Consider the following 18,608-nt stretch of genomic DNA (forward strand, 5'->3'; position numbering starts at 1 on the left):
ATTTCCGCCGCCGCCGGCTGCGGAATGTTGCCTCAGGCGTAGATATAACCGCCTGAAACAATTACGTTTTCGCCGGTCATGTAGGTGTTTTTCGGGCCACCGGTCATCAGCACCCACTCGGCGATCTCGGTCGGCTCGGCGCCACGGCCGAGCGGGCTCGCCTTGGCCAGTTCCTCGAGGAAGCCAAGGGCTTTTGCCTTCTCCGTGGCCATGCCTGCCGGCGCCACCGAATTCACCAGGATCCCGTCCTTCGCGACGTGATGGGCGAAGGAGCGCGTCAAGCTGACGACGGCGGCCTTCGTCGCAGCGTAGTGGGCGTTCTGCGGATGCGCCTTGAAAGCGTCGACCGAGGTCAGGTTGACGATGCGGCCGCGAACATGGCTCTTCGGCTCCTGCGTCTGCATATGGCGAACCGCCGCCACCATCATGTGGTAGGTGCCCTTGATGTTGATGCCGTTGGAGGCGTCCCAATCGGCGTCGCTGATTTCCAGAAGCGGGCGGCGCGGATAGATCGCGGCGCAATTGATCAGCGTGTCGACGCGCCCGAGCTTCGAAACGATGGCGTCGAAGGCCGTGTGGCATTGCGGACCGACCTGGATGTCGCATGCCGCCGCCGCCGTCGGCAGGCCCTTGGCCTTCGCCGGCGCGAGCGCGGATTCGGCTGCCTCCTGATTGATGTCGATGATGCCGATCTTTGCCGCCCCGGCCTCGACAGCCATCTCGGCCAGAAGAGCGCCGAGGCCGGCGCCGCCACCAACGATCAGAACGGAAAGATCTTTCATTCCAGTTTTCCTTACTTGGTGCCGCTTGGCGATGTCGGCCAGGTCGGCATGATGTCGAAACGGGTGACGTCGGCCCATGCGGGGAGCGCAAGCACCGCGACGACCATCCTGGCCACGTCCTCCGGCTGCACCACTTTGCTGGCGTACATGGCGGCGCGCGCCTTGGCGTCGAGGATGTCCTGGTAGAGCTGCGTCTCGACACGGCCGGCGACGATCTCGGTGACGCGTATGCCTGATGGGGAGAGGTCGGTGCGCAGCGCGGCGGCAAAGCCTGATATCGCCGCCTTGGTGGCTGAATAGACGGCAATGTTGGAATAGGCCGCGTGGCCGGCGGTCGAACCGGTGAACAAGATATGGCCAGACTGCCGCTCGCGCATCTGCGGTACGACGAGGCGAGTGAGCAGGATCGCCGCGCTGAGGTTCACCTCAAGCGTGGTGTCGATGTCGGCGATTTTCATGTCGGCGAAATTGCCCAGCGGCGGCATGATCCCGGCATTGTTGATCAGCACGTCGATGGTGAGATCCGCCAGAACCGCTTCCAGCGCCTCGCGGTCGGTGATGTCGACGGCGATCGGCACGATGCCTGGCCGCTCGGCCTGCAACTCCTTGAGCGCGGCCTGGCTGCGCCCGACGGCATAGACGTCATAGCCGGCGTCGCTCAACGCGATCGCCATGGCCCGCCCGATACCGCTTGTCGCTCCTGTGATGAAGGCTGTCGTCACGTGGGCTTTCCTGACTACCTGGTTTCAGTGTGCGGCGTGGACCGATGCCGCGAAACCAAGAAAACCAGCAAAAAGGAAAGATAAACTTTCGAATTTTCTTTTCCCGTGTGAAACCTGGACCGGTGTGCTCCTGGATGTCAGTGCCGCAAACCAGCGGAAACAACAGGAAAACGAGCCCCTCAGGTAAGCGGATGCGGTTGCTGCCAGCCGACAGAACAAAAAACATGGCTTTCGCAATGCGCGGCTAAATTAGTCCAGGCGCTTGCGTATACGATCGAGTTCCCAGGCCTTATCGGCCCGTCGGAACAGGCCTTTTCAGATCGGTGAACAGAGAGGCCGCGGCCGCTTTCTGCTCCGCGTCCGTTGCCTCGACACCCGAGGCCCGGGCCAGGGCGCGCACGCGGCCGAGGCTGTTGTGCAGATGCTTGCGCATGGTCTGGCGCGCGGCGCGGCCATCCTGCCTCTCGATGGCGTCGACGATGGCTTTGTGCTCGTTGTGGATGCGCACGTAGTAGCTGTCCTTGAGCTCGGGCGCGACGACATACCCGAGATTGAAGCGCGGAACGATGATCGGCCCGAGATAGCTCAGGAAGCCGTGGATGAATTCATTGCGCGCGGACTTGGCGATCGCCAGGTGGAAATCATAGTCGTAGTGGATCTGGACGGCGGCGGGATCCGCATGCTGGGCATCGACCTGTTCCATCAGCGCACGGATTGCATTCGCCTCCGCGTCGGTGCGCCGTTCCGCGGAGAGCCCGGCGGACTCCACTTCGACGCTCAACCTCAACTCGAGCAAAGCGATGGTTTCCGGCAAGGTTCTCAGCGCCTCGTCCGGAATCGAGAAGTTGCGCGGCGCCGGCGTTTCGCTGACGAACATGCCCCGTCCTTGCTGCGGCACCACCATGCCTTCGGAACGCAGTCGCGCCACCGCTTCCCGCACCACCGTGCGGCTGACATCGTATTCGGCGCAAAGCTCCGCCTCGGTCGGCAATTGCGCGCCCGGAAGCAGCGATCCGGAACGGATCTTTTCGGACAGGCTCTCCGCCACGACGGTGGAAAGCGGCTTACGCTTCGTCATCAGTCTCCCCTAGAGCAATTCCAGGAAAAGTGTCTAACGGTTTTCCGTCCGGAATTGCGTAGAAACAAAGAGATAGAGCGTTTCCGTGAAACGCTCGGCCCAGATTCGCGATGATGCCCGAACCGGCACGACCATTCAAACCGCCGCGGTGACGATCAGCTCGACCAGCATTCCGGCTTTCGCCATTCGTCCTTCGCCGGACGAGCGCGCCGGTGCGTGCTCCTTCGGCATCCAGGCGTCCCAGACCGTGTTGACCTCGTCGAAATCCCTGATGTCGTCCAGCCACATCTGCACGTGAAGGATGCGGGTCTTGTCGGTGCCTGCCTTGGCAAGCAGCGCATCGATCTTCTCCAGTACCTCGCGCATCTGGTCTGCCGCCGACTGGCCGGGCCTCGCGACCTGGCCGGTGAGATAGAGCGTGCCATTGTGGATGACGCCGTGGTGGATGCGGGTGTCGAAGTCGAAGCGTTGGATATCGCTCACTGGATTTCCTTCTCAGATTGCCGGCGTCGGCCGGATGGGGTTGCCCTGCAGGTACTGCGCGTAGGGCGCCTGAACGAGCCAGCCGGCATCGACCGGCAGGGTGACGCCGGTTATCGACGCGGCGCGGTCAGAGCACAAAAACAGCGCGGCCTCGGCGACATCGCGCGGCTCGACGAAGCGGCGCAGCGCCGTGGTGGCCTGGATCGCTTCGGGGTTCCGTTCGCCCTTGGCGATCTTGGCCTTCAGTCCGTCTGAAAGCGTGTAGCCGGGCGCCACCGCATTGACGCGGACCCCGTGCGGGCCGAGTTCTGCCGCCAGGATCTGGGTCAGCGCCAGAACCGCATGCTTGCCGGGCGTGTAGGCTGGCAGCGACAGCGGCGCGAAGGAGGCGAGCGAGCCGACATTCAGGATCGCGCCGCGCCCGGCGGCCGACATCAGCCGGCCGAACACCTGGCACCCCAGCAGCGTGCCGCGATAGTTCACCCGCCACATCCTCTCGTCTTCGTCGAGGTCCTGGTCGAGCACGTGCTTGCCGCTCTGCAGGATGCCGGCGCAGTTGACCACGACATGCGGCGCGCCGAACGCAGTGCTGACGGCTTGCGCCAGCGCTTCCACCGACTGCGCATCGGCGACATCGGTCTGAACGAACAGGGCGCGCGGCGCGCCCGCCGTCTCGCAGGCGCCGGCCGCCTCCTTGCCCCGTATCGCATCCCGGCCCGCGACGACGACTTGATGGCCTTCCTCGGCGAAGCGCAGGGCGATTGCACGTCCTATGCCGGAGGTGCCGCCGATGACGACGGCGCTCAGAGTCTCAACCATGGCCGCGATCCTTGCGCTCGATATCGAAAAATTCGGCCATGGCCTCGACCTGGAAATCCATCATCGGGCGTCCGGGCTGGATGCGGCAGCCGATCTCCTTCGCCGCCTTGAGCAGCGCCGTCTCGGCCGGCTCCATGATGATGTCGACCACTGTTATGTCCGGCGTCAGCTTGGTCACGTCCATGGGCAGCGGATCGGTGGCCTTCAGCCCGGCAGGCGTCGCGTTGATCGCCATGTCCATGCCGGACGGATCGGGCTGGCCGATCTCGATACGGCATTTTGGAAAGGACTTGCTGACCAGCGCCGCCAGTTTTCCAGCCCGATCCTTGTCGATGTCGGTCAGCCGGATCTCCGCCGCGCCTTCCTCGGCCAGGCAATAGGTCAGCGACGCGCCGGCGCCGCCGGCGCCGACCTGGAGGATGCGGCGGCCGGCAATCTGGTGCCCGCCCGCCTTGAGGCCGTCGATGAAACCGACGCCGTCGAAATTGTCGGCGTACCAGCTTCCGTCGGGCAGCCTGCGCACGGAGTTCGCACTCTGCACCCGCGCCGCGCGGTCGTGCGCGGCACTGCATTTGTGATAGACCGGAACCTTGTAGGGCACCGAGATGATGACGCCGCGGATGTTCTCGGCCGCGGTGATGCCGGCCCAGAAGGTGTCGAAATCCTCCGGGCGGCAGCTCAACGGCACCATCAGGCTGTCGAGGCCCTTCTGCTCGAAGATCTCGTTGAACATGCCGGGGCTTTTGGCATGGCCCACAGGATGGGCCAGCATCACGAAGACATCGGCCTTGCCGGTTCCGCGCATCGATTTATTCCTTTCCGTTTGACAGTTCATGGTCGCTCAGCATCTCGAGCGCCTGGACGAGGGACGAGTGGTCGGCCTCCGCGCCACCGGCTCGGGCCGAGCAGCTATTCATCAGCTGCTGCGCTGTCGCCGTGTTCGGCAGGGCGACGCCGAGCGCGCGGGCGCTTTCCAGCGCCAGGTTGAGGTCCTTCTGGTGCAGCCGGATGCGGAAGCCCGGCGCGAACGTCCGCGCGATCATGCGCTCGCCATGCACGTCGAGCACGCGCGACGAGGCAAAGCCGCCCATCAGCGCGCCGCGCACCTTGGCCGGATCGCAACCCGCCTTGCTGGCGAAGACGAGCGCCTCGGCCACCGCCTCGATGTTGAGCGCGACGATGATCTGGTTGGCGATCTTGCAGGTCTGGCCGGCGCCATTCTGCTCGCCGATCCGAGTGATGTTCTTGCCGAGCGTTTCGAAGTGCGGCAGCGCCCGTTCGAACTCGGCGGCAGGCCCGCCAACCATGATGGTGAGGCTGGCCGCCTTGGCGCCAACCTCGCCGCCCGACACCGGCGCATCGAGATAGCCGGCGCCGGCCTGTCGGATCTTCGTCGCGAATTCCGCCGTGGCGATCGGGCTGATCGAGCTCATGTCGATGACCAGCTTGCCCGCCGATATCCCCTGCAGCACGCCGTCCTGCCCAAGCAGGACGCGCTCCACGTCGGGCGTGTCGGGCAGCATGGTGATGATGATATCGGATATCCGCGCCACCTCGGCGGCGGACGCGACGACCGATGCCGTCAGGTCCTTCGGCAGAGGGGAGCGGTTCAGCACGGTGGCGATCTCATGCCCGGCATTGGCTAGGTGGTGCGCCATCGGCGCTCCCATGACGCCAAGCCCGATGAAACCAATCTTCATGTCCAACTCCCTTTCGGACCTCGTGCGAACTGGCCTTGCAGCCAAAGTCAGCCGTATGATATAGGACATCATACAAATTTCAATGGACCTTCTTCAGGGAGATCGATCGCAAATGCAGGAGCGCCGCAACACCTTGAAGGCCGCCGTTTCGGCCGGCCGGGCTCACATCGGCATCTGGTGCTCGCTGGCTTCGGCCCTCACCACCGAGATCGTCGCCGGCTCCGGAGCCGGCTGGGTGCTGATCGATGGCGAGCACAGTCCCAACCATCTGCGCAGCATCATGGCGCAGCTGCAGGTCATGGGCGGCTTCGACAGCGAGGCGGTCGTGAGGCTGCCCGCCGACGACGCCAATTTGATCAAGCAGGCACTGGACATCGGCGCGCGCAGCCTGATGATCCCGAATGTGCGGACGGCCGATCAGGCGCGCGCGATCGTTGCCGCCATGACCTATGCTCCGGGCGGTTTCCGCGGCTTCTCTGTCGGTCACCGCGCCAATGCCTTCGGTCGCATTGCCGGCTATCACGCCAAGGCGCACGAGCAGCAGCTGCTGGCCGTGCAGATCGAGGATGAGATGGGCGTGTCGAACGCCGCCGAGATCGCAGCCGTCGACGGCGTCGACGTGCTTTTCGTCGGCCCTGGCGATCTCTCGACCAATATGGGCGCGATGGGCAATCCCAATGCTGCGCATGTGCAGGAAGCGATCGCCTTGGTGCGTAAGGCGTCCGCCGCGGCAGGCAAGGCCAGCGGCATCCTAGCGCCGGCAAAGGCCGATGCCGACCGCTATCTCGCCGACGGCATCACCATGGTCGCGGTCGGTTCCGACCTCGGCCTGCTGGTGCGGGGCTCGGATGCCCTGATCGCCTCATTCAACCAGTAGACCGGAGACAGACAGTGGCAATCCCCCCCTACAAAGCGCCGTCGCGCAACGCCTACGACATCGTCATCGTCGGCGGCGCGGTCATCGGTTCGTCGACGGCCTATTGGCTGAGCCAGGCGCTGGGCAGCGGCGCCTCGATCCTCGTCGCCGAGCGCGACTCGAGCTACGAGTTTTCCTCGACGGCGCTCTCCACCAGCGCCATCCGCCAGCAATATTCCAATCCGATCAATGTAAAGATCAGCCAGTTCGGCATCGAGATCATCCGCACCTTCCAGGAGCGGATGGCGCCCTTCTACAAGGACGAGCCGGCACCCGACCTTGGCTTTCGCGAGCATGGCTATCTCTACTGCTGCTCGCCCGAGGGCGTCGAAACGGCGCGCGAGCGCGTCGACCTGCAGCGCAGCCTCGGCGCCCATACCGTCTTCCTTGAGCCCGGCCCGCTGAAGGAGCGCTTTCCCTGGCTCAATGTCGAGGATCTCGGCGGCGGTTCCTGGGGCTCGCGGGAAGAGGGCTGGTTCGATTCCATGGGCATGATGAACGGCTTCCGCCGCGCCGCCCGCGCCAGCGGTGTCGAATACATCGACAACGCCGTGACCGCACTGGATCTTGCCGATGGGCGGGTCGTCTCGGTACGCTTGGCGACCGGTCAGACGGTCGCCTGCGGCACATTGGTCAACGCCGCCGGCCCGCGCGCGCAGCTGGTCGCCGCCATGGCCGGTCTCTCCATCCCGGTCGCGCCCTACAAGCGCTACAGCTTCGTCTTCGCCAGCGCCAATCCGATCCCCGGCCGGATGCCCAACGTCATCGACCTTTCCGGCACCTTCGTGCGTCCGGAAGGCGAGCTTTTCCTCACCGGCAACACGCCGCAGGGCGACGGTCCTGCCGGCTATGACGACTTCGAGATGCATTTCGAGGAGTTCGACGACTACATCTGGCCGGCGCTCTGGCACCGCATTCCGGCCTTCGACGCGCTGAAGGTCCAGACCAGCTGGACCGGCCACTACGAATACAACATGCTCGACCACAACGGCATTGTCGGCTTCCACCCCGAGGTGACCAACTTCATGTTCGCCAACGGATTCTCCGGGCACGGCCTGCAACAGTCACCGGCCGTAGGCCGGGCAGTGTCGGAGCTGATTATCCACGGAGCCTTTCAGACGCTCGACCTGTCGCCATTCAGCTACGAACGCATAGAGCGCGATGAACCGTTCCTGGAAGAAGCAGTGATCTGATTTGATCCAGTGAGCAGCTTTGAACCGTCGGTTGCTGGCCCGATGCCTTGGTCGAAACGTTGACTGCCGCCACGGCCCGGTTCACGCTCAGAATCACTCTTAGCCGCAAGGCAGACAATACCCACCGGGTTCGAGGACTACCCAAAAATAAGGCGGAAGACATTGTGAGGCAGCCCGCAAAAAGCGGCCAACAGCATTTTATCGCGGCGGAACTGATTGCGGTGTTGGTCGCGGTGACGATTGGTCACCCGCGCGTCATGACTATCGAGCGTGGTCAATCCTTGCCTTCCGGCCCATTCGAACTTGGACATCGTTCCCTCCAGTCGGGCCTGAGGGATTGGGTCGAACAGCAGACACGCCACCCGTTGGGCTATATCGAGCAGCTCTACACTTTCGCCGATCGCGACAGGACAGCAAACGGGAGCGCGCAACGCGTGGTTTCCATCAGCTATCTCGCCTTGGCTCGGGAGGAGCAGGCTGCCCCTACCGACAAAGCCGCCTGGCGCAACTGGTACGACTATTTCCCTTGGGAAGATCACCGTGCTGGTGTTCCCTCCGCATTGCCGGACGTGATCGTTCCGCGCCTGAAGGCATGGGCGGATGCCGCCGACGATCGCCCTACGCACGATGACCGCTGGCAGCGAGCGGCGATCGCCTTCGGTTTTGATGGCTATGGCTGGAATGAGGAATTGGTGCTGCAGCGCTACGAACTGCTTTACGAGGCGGCGTTTGTCGAGGAAGCAGACCGCAACCACGGTCCAGACACTCTAGCGTCGGTCTTCGGCAGAGCCATGCAGGCTGATCACCGTCGCATTCTGGCTACCGGCATTGCCAGGCTACGCGCCAAGATCAAATACCGCCCCGTCGTCTTCGAATTGATGCCTGCAACGTTCACATTGCTGCAGCTGCAGCGAACCGTGGAGGCGCTGGCCGGCAGGCTCGTTCACAAGCCAAACTTTCGACGTCTCATCGAACAGCAGGACCTGGTCGAGGAGACCGGCTCGGTGACTTCGGAAACTGGTGGGCGGCCGGCCAAGCTCTTCCGCTTCCGCCACGGCGTTCTGGCGGAACGTGCCATTGCGGGAACGAAATTGCCACTTTCACGCGCTTGACTTTCCTTATGCTCAAGGTAAGTATATGTCTTAGTTATACTCAACTCGAGAATATTGGCGCTGGCTATGCTGACCACCTCCGCACGTGCGACCGAGCTCTACGACCGGGTGCGGCGGGTCATCCCACCGATCGAATGGCCGGCCTTCGCCGGCGATATCGAGGCGATCCTCGATCTGAAGCGGCAGCGAAATGCCGTCATCCTGGCGCACAACTACCAGACGCCAGAGATCTTCCACTGTGTCGCCGACATCGTCGGCGACAGCCTGGCGCTCGCCCGCAAGGCGATGACGGCCGACGCGGATGTCATCGTGCTGGCCGGTGTGCATTTCATGGCCGAGACGGCGAAGCTTCTCAACCCGCAAAAGACGGTGCTCATCCCCGACTTGCGTGCCGGCTGTTCGCTGGCGGACTCGATCACCGCCGAGGACATCCGGCTGCTGCGGCAACGCTATCCGGGCGTGCCGGTCGTCACCTATGTCAACACATCAGCCGAGGTGAAGGCTGAGTCCGATATCTGCTGTACCTCAGGCAATGCGAAGAGCGTCGTGGAGTCGCTGGGTGTTCCCCGTGTGATCATGCTGCCGGACGAGTATCTGGCCCAGAACATCGCCGCCCAGACCGACGTTGAGATCATCGCCTGGAAAGGGCATTGCGAGGTGCATGAGCGTTTCACGCCAGCCGACATCCGCCAGTTGCGCGAGGACCATCCCGGCGTGACGGTGCTGGCACATCCCGAGTGCCCTCCGGAAGTCGTCGCGGAAGCTGACTTCTCCGGTTCGACCGCCGCCATGTCGGATTATGTCGGAAGGCAAAAGCCGCCGCGCGTCGTGCTGATGACAGAGTGCTCGATGAGCGACAACGTCGCGGTCGAGCATCCCGAGGTCGAGTTCATCCGGCCCTGCAATTTGTGCCCGCATATGAAGCGGATAACGCTCACCAACATCCGTGCAGCGCTCGAGCAGAACCGCCATGTGGTGACTATCGAGCCGGAGATTGCCGGGCGCGCCCGGCTGGCCGTCGAGCGGATGCTGGCGGTATGAGCATGGACGTCCACCCTCTCGCCGGCCGGCCGGTAATTATCGGCGGCGGCATAGCCGGATTGATGACTGCGCTGAATCTGGCGCCCGAGCCGGTGCTTCTCCTGTCCAGGACGCCACTGGGTGCTGATGCTTCCAGCACCTGGGCACAGGGCGGCCTCGCGGCAAGCCTAGGCGACGACGACGATCCAGCACTCCACCTTGCCGACACACTCACCGCAGGCGATGGGCTTTGCGACAGGGAGATGGCGAGCCGCATCCTCAACGCGGCGCCGGGCGCGATCGAGACATTGGCGGGCTTCGGGGTCCGCTTCGACCGCACGCCGGAAGGAACGGTGCGTCTCGGGCTGGAAGCCGCGCACAGCCGGCGCCGCATCGTTCATGCCCACGGCGACGGCAGCGGGCGCGAAATCATGCGTGCCTTGGTCGCGGCCGTCCGCTTGACGCCGACAATAGAGGTCGTCGAGGGGGTCGAAGCGCGCCGGCTGGCCGTGGAGGACGGCACAATCGCCGGTGTTCTGGCGAGCGGTCCGACAGGCCCGGTGGTCTTCACCACGGGACGGGTCGTCCTCGCCACCGGCGGGATCGGCGGGTTGTTTCTCGACAGCACCAATCCTCTGGGCAGTTGCGGACGGGGCCTGGCGCTCGCGGCCCGCGCGGGGGCTGTACTTGCCGATATGGAATTCATCCAGTTCCACCCGACCGCGCTTGATGGATCGAACCGCCCCATGACGCTCATCAGCGAGGCGGTTCGCGGCGAAGGTGCTGTGATCGTCGACGAGACGGGCCGACGTTTCCTCGACGGCTTGCGGGGCGCGGAACTCGCCCCGCGCGACATCGTCGCGCGCGCTGTCTGGAAGCACCTGGCCGATGGCCATCGCGTTTTTCTCGATGTGCGGGAAAAGCCCGGCCCGGCCTTCACGCGCCAGTTCCCGACGATCGCGTCGGCCTGCGCCAAGGCCTGCATCGATCCGGCGCGCGACCTCCTTCCCATTCGTCCTGCCCAGCACTACCACATGGGTGGTGTTTCAGTGGATCTGGCAGGGCGGACGTCGGTTCCGGGACTTTGGGCTTGCGGCGAAGTCGCCTCGACCGGGCTGCACGGCGCCAACCGGCTTGCCAGCAACTCGCTGACCGAAGCCGTCGTCTGCGCGCGCTGGGTCGCCGAGAGTGTAGCCGGTTCGCCCGACAGCGGCGGAAAGCCAGCCATGGCACCTCACCTCCCCGCGTCGGACCCAAGGCCTGTGCGGCCTATGCTGTCGCGTGCCCTCGGCGTCACGCGTGATGGCGAAGGGTTGAAAGAGGCTGTGCAGGCCTTGTTGCCGCTGGTTCAGCAGCACGATGCAGCATCCGATCCCGCCGCTGTCGGGCTGATGATCACGATTGCCGCCCTGCGGCGCCGGGAAAGCCGCGGCGCTCATTTCCGGACGGACTTTCCACATCATGCGGCCGTCGCCCGCCGCTCGCGAATCACGCTCGAAGCGGCCATTGCCGCAGCGCGGGAACTCGAACCCCTGCCGGAAGACGTCACATGATGATGAACCTCTCGCCCCTTCCGGCAATCATGCTCGAGCCTCTGGTACGGGCGGCTCTGCTCGAAGACCTTGGTAGAGCCGGTGACTTGACCACGGATGCCATCGTGGCGAAGGAACGCCACGCGACGACCGTGCTTGCGGCTCGCCAGCGAGGCATTGTCGCCGGTCTCGATCTGGCGATGCTTGCCTTCAAGCTGATCGATCCGAATGTCGAGATGACGGTGGAGCGAGCGGACGGCAACGAAGTCACCGCAGGAGACACCATTGCGTCGGTGAGCGGGCCGGCCCGGGCCATTCTCACCGCGGAACGGACGGCGCTCAATTTTCTCTGTCATCTGAGCGGCATCGCCACGGCGACGGCATCGGTCGTCGCGGCGGTCCGCGATCACGGCGCAAAGATCGTCTGCACGCGCAAGACGACGCCTGGTCTACGAGCCGTCGAAAAATACGCCGTGCGTGCAGGTGGCGGATCCAACCACCGTTTCGGCCTCGACGATGCCATCCTGATCAAGGACAACCACATCGCCATCGCCGGTGGAATTCGCACGGCAATCGAGCGGGCCCGAATGAGCGTCGGTCATCTCGTCAAGATCGAAGTCGAGGTCGATACGCTGGCCCAGCTGGAAGAGGCCCTGGCGCTTGCCCCTGACGCTGTCCTGCTCGACAATATGTCGGTTGACGATTTGCGTCAGGCCGTGGTGATGGTTGCCGGCCGGGCGATCACCGAGGCGTCCGGCAGGATCACCGCCGCGACGGCGCCTGCCATCGCCGCGACCGGTGTCGATCTGATTTCAGTCGGCTGGTTGACTCACAGCGCCCCGATCCTCGATATCGGCCTCGATTACCGTGAGCTTTGATCGTGAGACCCTGACCATCTACACTCGACCCAGCTCCTCTCGACCCAGCTCCTCTCGACGGGGGCCGCCAGTTTGGAAGGCGCCCATGTCGCCACAACGCAAGGAACAGGATGGAAATGCACGCAGCGATTTCGGAAAAGACCGCGCCTGAAATTCAATCCCTCGGCGATCGCCGGATGTGGAGCCTTGAAGAGGCCCAGTCTCTCCACGACGCACCCTTCAACGACCTGCTGTTTCAGGCGCAGACCGTCCACCGCCAGAATTTCGATCCCAACAAGGTCCAGCTCAGCCGGCTTCTCAGCATCAAGACGGGCGGCTGCCCGGAGGATTGCGGCTATTGCAGCCAATCGGCGCATCACGAAAGCGGATTGAAGGCGTCAAAGCTGATGGAGGTCCGGCGCGTCATCGCCGAGGCGACCAAGGCGCGTGACGCCGGCGCCACCCGCTATTGCATGGGTGCTGCCTGGCGCAATCCCAAGGCGCGTGACATGGATGCGGTCGTGGCGATGGTCGAAGGTGTCAAGGCGCTGGGCATGGAGACCTGCATGACGCTCGGCATGCTCGACCTCGGCCAGGCGCAGCAACTGAAAGAGGCTGGCCTCGACTACTACAACCACAACATCGACACCTCCGAGCGCTACTACTCAGAGGTCATCTCGACCCGGACGTTTGCCGACCGGCTGGATACGCTGGCCAATGTCCGCGACAGCGGCATCAAGGTCTGCTGCGGCGGTATTGTCGGCATGGGCGAAGAGCCGGTGGACCGGATCGACATGCTGGTGACGCTGGCCAATCTGCCGAAACATCCCGAAAGCGTTCCGATCAACATGCTGATCCCGATCGCCGCCACCCCGCTTGCCGAGGCTAAACCGATCGAGCCGATCGAATTCGTGCGCGTGATCGCGCTGGCGCGCATCATGATGCCGAAATCGCATGTCCGGCTTTCAGCCGGCCGCACCGCCATGACCGACGAGATGCAGGCGCTGTGCTTCTTTGCCGGCGCCAATTCGATCTTCGTCGGCGACACGCTGCTGACGGCGAACAATCCAGGCGAAGACAAGGACAGCCTTCTGTTCCGCCGCCTCGGCATCGAGCCGATGGAACTCGAGGCGCAATGAACGGGGCACCGCTTGCCCGCTATGACGCGACCTTGCAGGGACTGGCGCGCAAGGACCGGCTGCGGACACTATCGCCGCGTACCGGGCTCGACTTCTCGTCGAACGACTATCTCGGGCTTGCCAGTTCGAAGAGGCTCGGCGACGCGGTTGCGGCGGCGATTGCGCGGGGCACGCCGGTCGGCGCCACCGGATCGCGGCTGTTGCGCGGCAATGCGCCGGAACACGAGGCACTGGAGGCGGACGCTGCAGTGTTCTTCGGCGCTGAACGCGCGCTGTTCTTCGGCAGCGGCTACATCGCCAACTTCGCTCTGCTGACCGCCCTGCCGCAGAAGGGTGACCTTTTGGTCCTCGACGAGCTCGCCCACGCCAGCATGCATGAGGGGGCCCGCGCCAGCCGCGCCGAGTTCAAGCTCGCCGCACATAACGACGTCGATGCCTTCGAGGATGCGATCACGCGCTGGCGCGCCGAGGGCGGCACCGGGCGCGTCTGGATCGTGGTCGAAAGCCTCTACAGCATGGATGGCGACCGCGCGCCGATGGAGAGCCTGGTCGCGCTTGCCGATCGGCACGAGGCATTCATCGTCGTCGACGAGGCGCATGCCACCGGCGTCTGGGGACCGGACGGCCGCGGCCTTGCCGCCACTTTCGAGGGCCGCGACAACATCATTGCGCTCCATACTTGCGGCAAGGCGCTCGGCGCGTCGGGTGCACTGGTCACCGGGCTGGGACTGCTGTGCGACTATCTCGTCAACCGCTGCCGGCCATTCATCTATTCCACCGCGCCATCGCCACTGATGGCCGTAGCAGCGCGCGAGGCGATTGCCATGCTGTCCGATGAACCCCAACGCCGTGTCCAGTTGCAGGAGCGCGTTGCCTTGGCGGGCCGCCAACTGGCCGAGCGCTGCGGCGTGAAGGCCAGCGGCTCGCAGATCCAGCCCTTTGTTATCGGCGACAACAGGCGCACCATGGCGGTGGCGGCAGCACTGCAGGCGCGCGGTTTCGACATTCGCGGCATTCGTCCGCCGACGGTTCCCGAGGGCACGTCGCGGCTGCGCATTTCGCTGACGCTCAATGTCGGCGAAGCCGACATTTCCGCCATGGTCGAGGCGCTCGTCGAGGTGTTGGCCTCGGCATGACCAAGCGCATCGTCATCACCGGAACGGATACCGGCATCGGCAAGACGGTGTTTTCGGCCGGATTGGCCGGCCTGCTCGACGGCTTCTACTGGAAGCCGGTGCAATCGGGCCTCGACGGCGAAACCGACAGCGAGGTTGTGGAACGGCTCGCCGGCCTGCCGCCGGGGCGCGTGCTACCCGAAGTGTATCGCCTGAAGGAGCCGCTGTCGCCGCATCGTTCAGCCGAACTCGACGGCGTCGCGATAGACGTGGCAAAACTCTCGCTTCCGGACCTGCCGGGGCCGATCGTCATCGAAGGTGCCGGGGGACTGATGGTGCCGCTCAACCGGCGCACCAAGTTCATCGACATATTCGCTCAGTGGCGGGTGCCGGTCATCCTGTGCGCCCGTACCAGGCTCGGCACGATCAACCACACCCTGCTGTCGATCGAGGCGCTCAGGGCCCGTTCCATCCCGCTCATCGGCATTGCCTTCATCGGCGATGAGGTGGCCGATACGCAGAGAACAATCGTGGAATTCAGCGGCGTGCGCCAGCTTGGCAGGCTGCCGCAAATCGATCCGCTGACGAGTGAGACGCTGCGGGAAGCGATGGTTGCCGGCTTCGACCTCACAGCGATCGCGGGAGGCGAATGATGTCGCAGTCTCAAGTCTGGCATCCCTTCACGCAGCACGCGCTCGAGCCCGCCATCCCTGAAATCGTCCGGACGGAAGGCGCCTACCTCCACAAGGCCGACGGCACGCGCATCCTGGACGCCATTTCCTCCTGGTGGGTCGTCACCCACGGCCACCGCCATCCCCGCATCATCAAGGCCATCGAGACGACCGCGGCGAGCCTCGACCAGATCATCTTCGCTGGCTTCACCCACGAGCCGGCCGAACGCCTGGCCAGGGCACTTGTCGGGCTCGCTCCGCCGGGCCTCGACTGGGTGTTCTATTCCGACAGTGGCTCGACCTCGGTCGAGGTCGCGCTGAAGATGGCGCTCGGCTATTTCCGCAACATCGGCGCGCCGCGCTCGCGCATCGTCGTCATGGAGCACAGCTATCATGGCGACACGATCGGCACGATGAGCGTCGGCGCCCGCGGCGTGTTCAACGCTGCCTACGAGCCGCTGCTGTTCGAGGTCGACACCATCCCCTTCCCGGCCGCCGGGCGCGAGCAGGAGACGCTGGATCGGTTCGAGGCAGCCTCCCGCGACAGGAACGCCGCCGCGCTGATCGTCGAGCCGCTGGTGCTCGGCGCCGGCGGCATGCTGATGTATCCGGCCTGGATTCTCACCGAGTTGAAGAAGATCGCCGAAGCCTCCGGCACGCTGCTGATCGCCGACGAGGTGATGACCGGCTGGGGGCGTAGCGGGACCATGTTCGCCTGCGAGCAGGCATCCATCTCTCCGGATATACTGTGCACCTCAAAGGGCCTGACCGGCGGCGTGATCCCGTTGGCCGCCACGCTTGCGACCGATGCCATCTTCCAGGCCCATTATTCGCAGGACCGTACGAAGACGTTTTTCCACTCGAGCTCCTACACCGCCAATCCGATTGCCTGCGCCGCGGCACTCGCCAATGTCGAGATCTGGCAGGACGAGCCGGTGGCCGAGCGGGTCGCGGCGCTGAGTGCTCGACAGGCCGCCGGGCTTCGGCGCTTTGGCGACAATCCCTACTTCGCCGACATACGGGCGACCGGGACGATTGCGGCTCTCGATCTGCGGACCGGCTCCGCCGGCTATCTGGCCGAGATCGGGCCGAAGCTGCGGGCATTTTTCCTCGAGCGCGGGCTGCTCGTGCGCCCGCTCGGCAATGTCCTCTATCTCATGCCGCCCTATTGCATCACCGGCGACGAGCTTGACCTGCTCTATGGCGCCATCGAGGAGGCCGGTGAACGCTTCGGTTCGAGGCCATGAGCAGATCGTCGCGCATGCTCGGGTTCGGCCATCATGCGCCTGGGCGCAAAGTGGCCAATGCCGAGATCGAGAGCAATCTCGGCCTCGAGCCGGGCTGGATCGAAAGGCGTACCGGGATCCGCTCCCGCTTCTGGGCAACGGACGAAGACACTTTGTCGGGCCTCGCCACTCAAGCCGGCGACATGGCGCTGGCGAACGCCGGCATCGACCGCAGCGACATCGGGCTGTTGTTGCTTGCCACCTCGACGCCCGACCACCTTCTGCCGCCCAGTGCACCCCTGGTCGCGCATCGGCTTGGGCTGGTGCGTGCGGGCGCGGTCGATCTGACCGGCGCCTGCGCCGGTTTCATCTATGCGCTGATGTTTGCTGACGGATTCACCCGCCTGCACGGCAAAGCGAGCCTTGTCATCGCCGCCAACATCCTCAGCCGCCGGATCAACCCGGCCGAGCGCGCCAGCGCCGTGCTGTTTGCCGATGCCGCCGGCGCCGTGGTGATTGGTCCGTGCGAGGACCCTGATCGGGGCATTCTCGGCGCATCGGTGGATTCCGACGGCTCGCGCTACGGGCTGATCCATATCCCGGCGGGCGGAAGCAACATCCCGTTCCATGGCGACCTCGACCTCGGGCAAACCCGCATGACGATGACCGACGGTCGCGAAGTGTTCGCCAAGGCCGTCGAGATGATGACCGATTGCTCGATAAGCGCGCTTGCCGCTGCCGGAGTGCGACCACAGAATGTCGGCAGGTTCGTGCCGCATCAAGCCAATGCCCGCATTTTCGATGCGGTCGGGAAAAACCTCGGCATAGCAGATCAAGCAATCGTCAAGACGATCGCCGAATACGGCAACTCTTCGGCCGCAACGATCCCCCTCTCCCTGTCGCTGGCCAATCTGACGGAGCCGTTTCGGTCGGGCGAAAAAGTTCTTCTGGCAGCGGCGGGTGCGGGTCTCAGCGGCGGTGCGCTCGTCGTCGGAATTTAGCGACCGGCGGGGCGGCGAGAAGCCGATCCGCTAAGCCCCACGCGTCGATCAGCCGTCAGCCGGGCCGCATGCCGGCATCTATACGGCCAGACCCGGTCGCGTCTGCAACTCCTCGTTTCGCGACAGATACAGGTCGCGCAGATCGCGCTGCCTGAGCATGAGCTCCAGGATGCCATCCCTCGATTGCCGGATATGACGGCGGGATTCACGGCAGGCTGTGTCGACGTCCCCGGCAGCGATCGCTTCGACAATCATGTGATGGTCGTCACGCGCCGCCTGCCAGTCGTTCAACTGGGTCAATTCCATCCAGACATAGACCTGGCACTTGTCCAAAAGTCCGTTCAGCATTTCCGCGAGCATGGCGTTGGCGCTAAATCGCGCGATTGCGCGATGGATTTCCATGCCGGTCTGCATCTCTTCCAGCCGGGCACGGGGAGATGGATCGGTTTGCGCCAGGCGCTCGCAGTCTGCGACCAGGCCACGAAGCATTTCCACTTCATCGGGGGTGATGCGGGCGATCGCCAAAGTCGTCGCATAGACGTCCAACTCTGCCCGGATGTCGAACACATTGCGCAGCATCGTTACGTCGAATTGCACCACCGCAAATCCCGTGCGGGGACGTTCGACCACAAGCCCGTCGCGCTCCAATCGATTAAGGGCCTCGCGCACCGGCGTCCGGCTAACCTGAAGCTGTTCGACGAGCTCGAGTTCCGTAATTCGTCTGCCCGGTGACAGCTGCCCGGTCACGATCATCGCCTTGATCGATTCATAGGTCGACTGACGCAAATGGCCGCGGCCAACTTCGTTCATGGGGGCTCCTAACACCAGCAGGCGTCAACGCGGCAATAGATACCGGTTGACTCGCGCATTCGCAACCGCATAATGTATACAACAAAGTATTCATAAAATGTAGTCAATCGCCGCCGCAACCGAAAGGGGGTTGGGGAGGCTGGGGGAGCGTCAGAAATGCAGGCAGACATCGTGGTCACGAACGCACGGATCCTGACCATGGACCCTGCCAGGCCGGCGGCCTCTGCGATGGCAGTCGCAAACGGGCGAATTCTCGCTGTTGGCGATGCGACCGAAGTCCTGCCACTTGCCGGCAATTCGACACGGATAATCGACGGTGCCGGTCGAAGCCTGCTGCCATCCGGCGATATCGAGGCCGTTGCACCCGAGGAGATCAACACCCTGTCACCGGCACTGACCGTCTGCGGCGGTCGCGTGACCTTCGAGGCCTGA

20 protein-coding genes are annotated in these 18,608 nt (G+C 64.3%); 12 read left to right on the forward strand and 8 right to left on the reverse strand.

Features of this window, described 5'->3' with window-relative positions; genetic code table 11:
• Nucleotides 1-32: 32 nt before the first annotated feature.
• The 7 genes from AC1DXU_RS02630 to AC1DXU_RS02660 form a co-directional block, all read right to left on the reverse strand.
• Nucleotides 33-782 (reverse strand): SDR family NAD(P)-dependent oxidoreductase, encoded by a 750-nt coding sequence (locus AC1DXU_RS02630; RefSeq protein ID WP_477364000.1) that lies wholly within the window; start codon nucleotides 780-782, stop codon nucleotides 33-35.
• An 11-nt stretch (nucleotides 783-793) separates the two neighbouring features.
• Nucleotides 794-1,504 carry an SDR family oxidoreductase gene (locus AC1DXU_RS02635; protein WP_477364003.1) on the reverse strand — a complete coding sequence of 237 codons (711 nt, stop codon included), beginning with the start codon at nucleotides 1,502-1,504 and terminating at the stop codon, nucleotides 794-796.
• Nucleotides 1,505-1,793: 289 nt separating this feature from the next.
• A complete protein-coding gene (locus AC1DXU_RS02640; RefSeq protein WP_477364006.1) occupies nucleotides 1,794-2,582 on the reverse strand; it encodes a FadR/GntR family transcriptional regulator in 789 nt (262 codons plus the stop codon).
• Nucleotides 2,583-2,717: 135 nt separating this feature from the next.
• Nucleotides 2,718-3,065, reverse strand: coding sequence for a RidA family protein (locus AC1DXU_RS02645; protein WP_477364009.1), 348 nt, complete (start codon nucleotides 3,063-3,065; stop codon nucleotides 2,718-2,720).
• Between the two features lie 12 nt (nucleotides 3,066-3,077).
• Nucleotides 3,078-3,884 carry an SDR family NAD(P)-dependent oxidoreductase gene (locus tag AC1DXU_RS02650; RefSeq protein WP_477364012.1) on the reverse strand — a complete coding sequence of 269 codons (807 nt, stop codon included), beginning with the start codon at nucleotides 3,882-3,884 and terminating at the stop codon, nucleotides 3,078-3,080.
• Nucleotides 3,877-4,689 (reverse strand): shikimate dehydrogenase family protein, encoded by an 813-nt coding sequence (locus AC1DXU_RS02655; RefSeq protein WP_477364015.1) that lies wholly within the window; start codon nucleotides 4,687-4,689, stop codon nucleotides 3,877-3,879. The genes AC1DXU_RS02650 and AC1DXU_RS02655 overlap by 8 nt, the downstream gene beginning before the upstream one ends.
• A 4-nt stretch (nucleotides 4,690-4,693) precedes the next feature.
• On the reverse strand, nucleotides 4,694-5,584 hold the full coding sequence (locus AC1DXU_RS02660; RefSeq protein WP_477364018.1) for a 2-hydroxy-3-oxopropionate reductase: 891 nt from the start codon (nucleotides 5,582-5,584) through the stop codon (nucleotides 4,694-4,696).
• Nucleotides 5,585-5,696: 112 nt separating this feature from the next.
• On the opposite strand from AC1DXU_RS02660, the gene AC1DXU_RS02665 reads away from it, so the two are divergent.
• From AC1DXU_RS02665 to AC1DXU_RS02715, 11 genes are all read left to right on the forward strand, one after another.
• Complete coding sequence (locus tag AC1DXU_RS02665) at nucleotides 5,697-6,461, forward strand: HpcH/HpaI aldolase family protein (protein WP_477364021.1); 765 nt, start codon at nucleotides 5,697-5,699, stop codon at nucleotides 6,459-6,461.
• 14 nt (nucleotides 6,462-6,475) lie between these two features.
• On the forward strand, nucleotides 6,476-7,693 hold the full coding sequence (locus AC1DXU_RS02670; protein WP_477364024.1) for an NAD(P)/FAD-dependent oxidoreductase: 1,218 nt from the start codon (nucleotides 6,476-6,478) through the stop codon (nucleotides 7,691-7,693).
• A 161-nt stretch (nucleotides 7,694-7,854) separates the two neighbouring features.
• Complete coding sequence (locus tag AC1DXU_RS02675) at nucleotides 7,855-8,805, forward strand: NUDIX hydrolase (protein WP_477365949.1); 951 nt, start codon at nucleotides 7,855-7,857, stop codon at nucleotides 8,803-8,805.
• A 66-nt stretch (nucleotides 8,806-8,871) separates the two neighbouring features.
• Nucleotides 8,872-9,846, forward strand: coding sequence for a quinolinate synthase NadA (gene nadA / locus AC1DXU_RS02680; protein WP_477364027.1), 975 nt, complete (start codon nucleotides 8,872-8,874; stop codon nucleotides 9,844-9,846).
• The gene (locus AC1DXU_RS02685; RefSeq protein ID WP_477364030.1) at nucleotides 9,843-11,378 is read left to right on the forward strand and encodes an L-aspartate oxidase; all 1,536 of its coding nucleotides are present in this window, start codon (nucleotides 9,843-9,845) and stop codon (nucleotides 11,376-11,378) included. The genes nadA and AC1DXU_RS02685 overlap by 4 nt, the downstream gene beginning before the upstream one ends.
• A gap of 2 nt (nucleotides 11,379-11,380) precedes the next feature.
• On the forward strand, nucleotides 11,381-12,235 hold the full coding sequence (gene nadC / locus AC1DXU_RS02690) for a carboxylating nicotinate-nucleotide diphosphorylase (RefSeq protein ID WP_477365952.1): 855 nt from the start codon (nucleotides 11,381-11,383) through the stop codon (nucleotides 12,233-12,235).
• 176 nt (nucleotides 12,236-12,411) lie between these two features.
• A complete protein-coding gene (gene bioB / locus AC1DXU_RS02695; protein WP_477365955.1) occupies nucleotides 12,412-13,353 on the forward strand; it encodes a biotin synthase BioB in 942 nt (313 codons plus the stop codon).
• Nucleotides 13,350-14,489, forward strand: a complete 1,140-nt coding sequence (locus AC1DXU_RS02700; RefSeq protein ID WP_477364033.1) for an 8-amino-7-oxononanoate synthase — start codon at nucleotides 13,350-13,352, stop codon at nucleotides 14,487-14,489. The genes bioB and AC1DXU_RS02700 overlap by 4 nt, the downstream gene beginning before the upstream one ends.
• Nucleotides 14,486-15,121, forward strand: coding sequence for a dethiobiotin synthase (gene bioD, locus AC1DXU_RS02705; RefSeq protein ID WP_477364036.1), 636 nt, complete (start codon nucleotides 14,486-14,488; stop codon nucleotides 15,119-15,121). Before AC1DXU_RS02700 ends, bioD begins: the two co-directional genes overlap by 4 nt.
• Nucleotides 15,121-16,386 (forward strand): adenosylmethionine--8-amino-7-oxononanoate transaminase, encoded by a 1,266-nt coding sequence (locus tag AC1DXU_RS02710; RefSeq protein ID WP_477364039.1) that lies wholly within the window; start codon nucleotides 15,121-15,123, stop codon nucleotides 16,384-16,386. Before bioD ends, AC1DXU_RS02710 begins: the two co-directional genes overlap by 1 nt.
• Nucleotides 16,383-17,366 carry a beta-ketoacyl-ACP synthase III gene (locus tag AC1DXU_RS02715; protein WP_477364042.1) on the forward strand — a complete coding sequence of 328 codons (984 nt, stop codon included), beginning with the start codon at nucleotides 16,383-16,385 and terminating at the stop codon, nucleotides 17,364-17,366. Before AC1DXU_RS02710 ends, AC1DXU_RS02715 begins: the two co-directional genes overlap by 4 nt.
• 78 nt (nucleotides 17,367-17,444) lie before the next feature.
• On the opposite strand, the gene AC1DXU_RS02720 is transcribed toward AC1DXU_RS02715, so the two are convergent.
• Nucleotides 17,445-18,176, reverse strand: a complete 732-nt coding sequence (locus tag AC1DXU_RS02720) for a GntR family transcriptional regulator (protein ID WP_477364045.1) — start codon at nucleotides 18,174-18,176, stop codon at nucleotides 17,445-17,447.
• A gap of 156 nt (nucleotides 18,177-18,332) precedes the next feature.
• Between AC1DXU_RS02720 and AC1DXU_RS02725 the strand changes: the two genes are divergently transcribed.
• Nucleotides 18,333-18,608: a hypothetical protein gene (locus AC1DXU_RS02725; protein ID WP_477364048.1), complete on the forward strand. Its 276-nt coding sequence runs from the start codon at nucleotides 18,333-18,335 to the stop codon at nucleotides 18,606-18,608.

Source organism: Mesorhizobium sp. P3_A10 (assembly GCF_056403175.1).

Coding starts and splice junctions, on each gene's coding strand:
- bioD (WP_477364036.1), top strand. CDS start 14,486: ATGACCAAGCGCATCGTCATCACCGGAACGGATACCGGCATCGGCAAG.
- AC1DXU_RS02655 (WP_477364015.1), bottom strand. CDS start 4,689: ATGCGCGGAACCGGCAAGGCCGATGTCTTCGTGATGCTGGCCCATCCT.
- AC1DXU_RS02700 (WP_477364033.1), top strand. CDS start 13,350: ATGAACGGGGCACCGCTTGCCCGCTATGACGCGACCTTGCAGGGACTG.
- AC1DXU_RS02720 (WP_477364045.1), bottom strand. CDS start 18,176: ATGAACGAAGTTGGCCGCGGCCATTTGCGTCAGTCGACCTATGAATCG.
- bioB (WP_477365955.1), top strand. CDS start 12,412: ATGTGGAGCCTTGAAGAGGCCCAGTCTCTCCACGACGCACCCTTCAAC.
- AC1DXU_RS02665 (WP_477364021.1), top strand. CDS start 5,697: ATGCAGGAGCGCCGCAACACCTTGAAGGCCGCCGTTTCGGCCGGCCGG.
- AC1DXU_RS02685 (WP_477364030.1), top strand. CDS start 9,843: ATGAGCATGGACGTCCACCCTCTCGCCGGCCGGCCGGTAATTATCGGC.
- AC1DXU_RS02630 (WP_477364000.1), bottom strand. CDS start 782: ATGAAAGATCTTTCCGTTCTGATCGTTGGTGGCGGCGCCGGCCTCGGC.
- nadA (WP_477364027.1), top strand. CDS start 8,872: ATGCTGACCACCTCCGCACGTGCGACCGAGCTCTACGACCGGGTGCGG.
- AC1DXU_RS02725 (WP_477364048.1), top strand. CDS start 18,333: ATGCAGGCAGACATCGTGGTCACGAACGCACGGATCCTGACCATGGAC.
- AC1DXU_RS02640 (WP_477364006.1), bottom strand. CDS start 2,582: ATGACGAAGCGTAAGCCGCTTTCCACCGTCGTGGCGGAGAGCCTGTCC.
- AC1DXU_RS02660 (WP_477364018.1), bottom strand. CDS start 5,584: ATGAAGATTGGTTTCATCGGGCTTGGCGTCATGGGAGCGCCGATGGCG.
- AC1DXU_RS02650 (WP_477364012.1), bottom strand. CDS start 3,884: ATGGTTGAGACTCTGAGCGCCGTCGTCATCGGCGGCACCTCCGGCATA.
- AC1DXU_RS02715 (WP_477364042.1), top strand. CDS start 16,383: ATGAGCAGATCGTCGCGCATGCTCGGGTTCGGCCATCATGCGCCTGGG.
- AC1DXU_RS02710 (WP_477364039.1), top strand. CDS start 15,121: ATGTCGCAGTCTCAAGTCTGGCATCCCTTCACGCAGCACGCGCTCGAG.
- nadC (WP_477365952.1), top strand. CDS start 11,381: ATGAACCTCTCGCCCCTTCCGGCAATCATGCTCGAGCCTCTGGTACGG.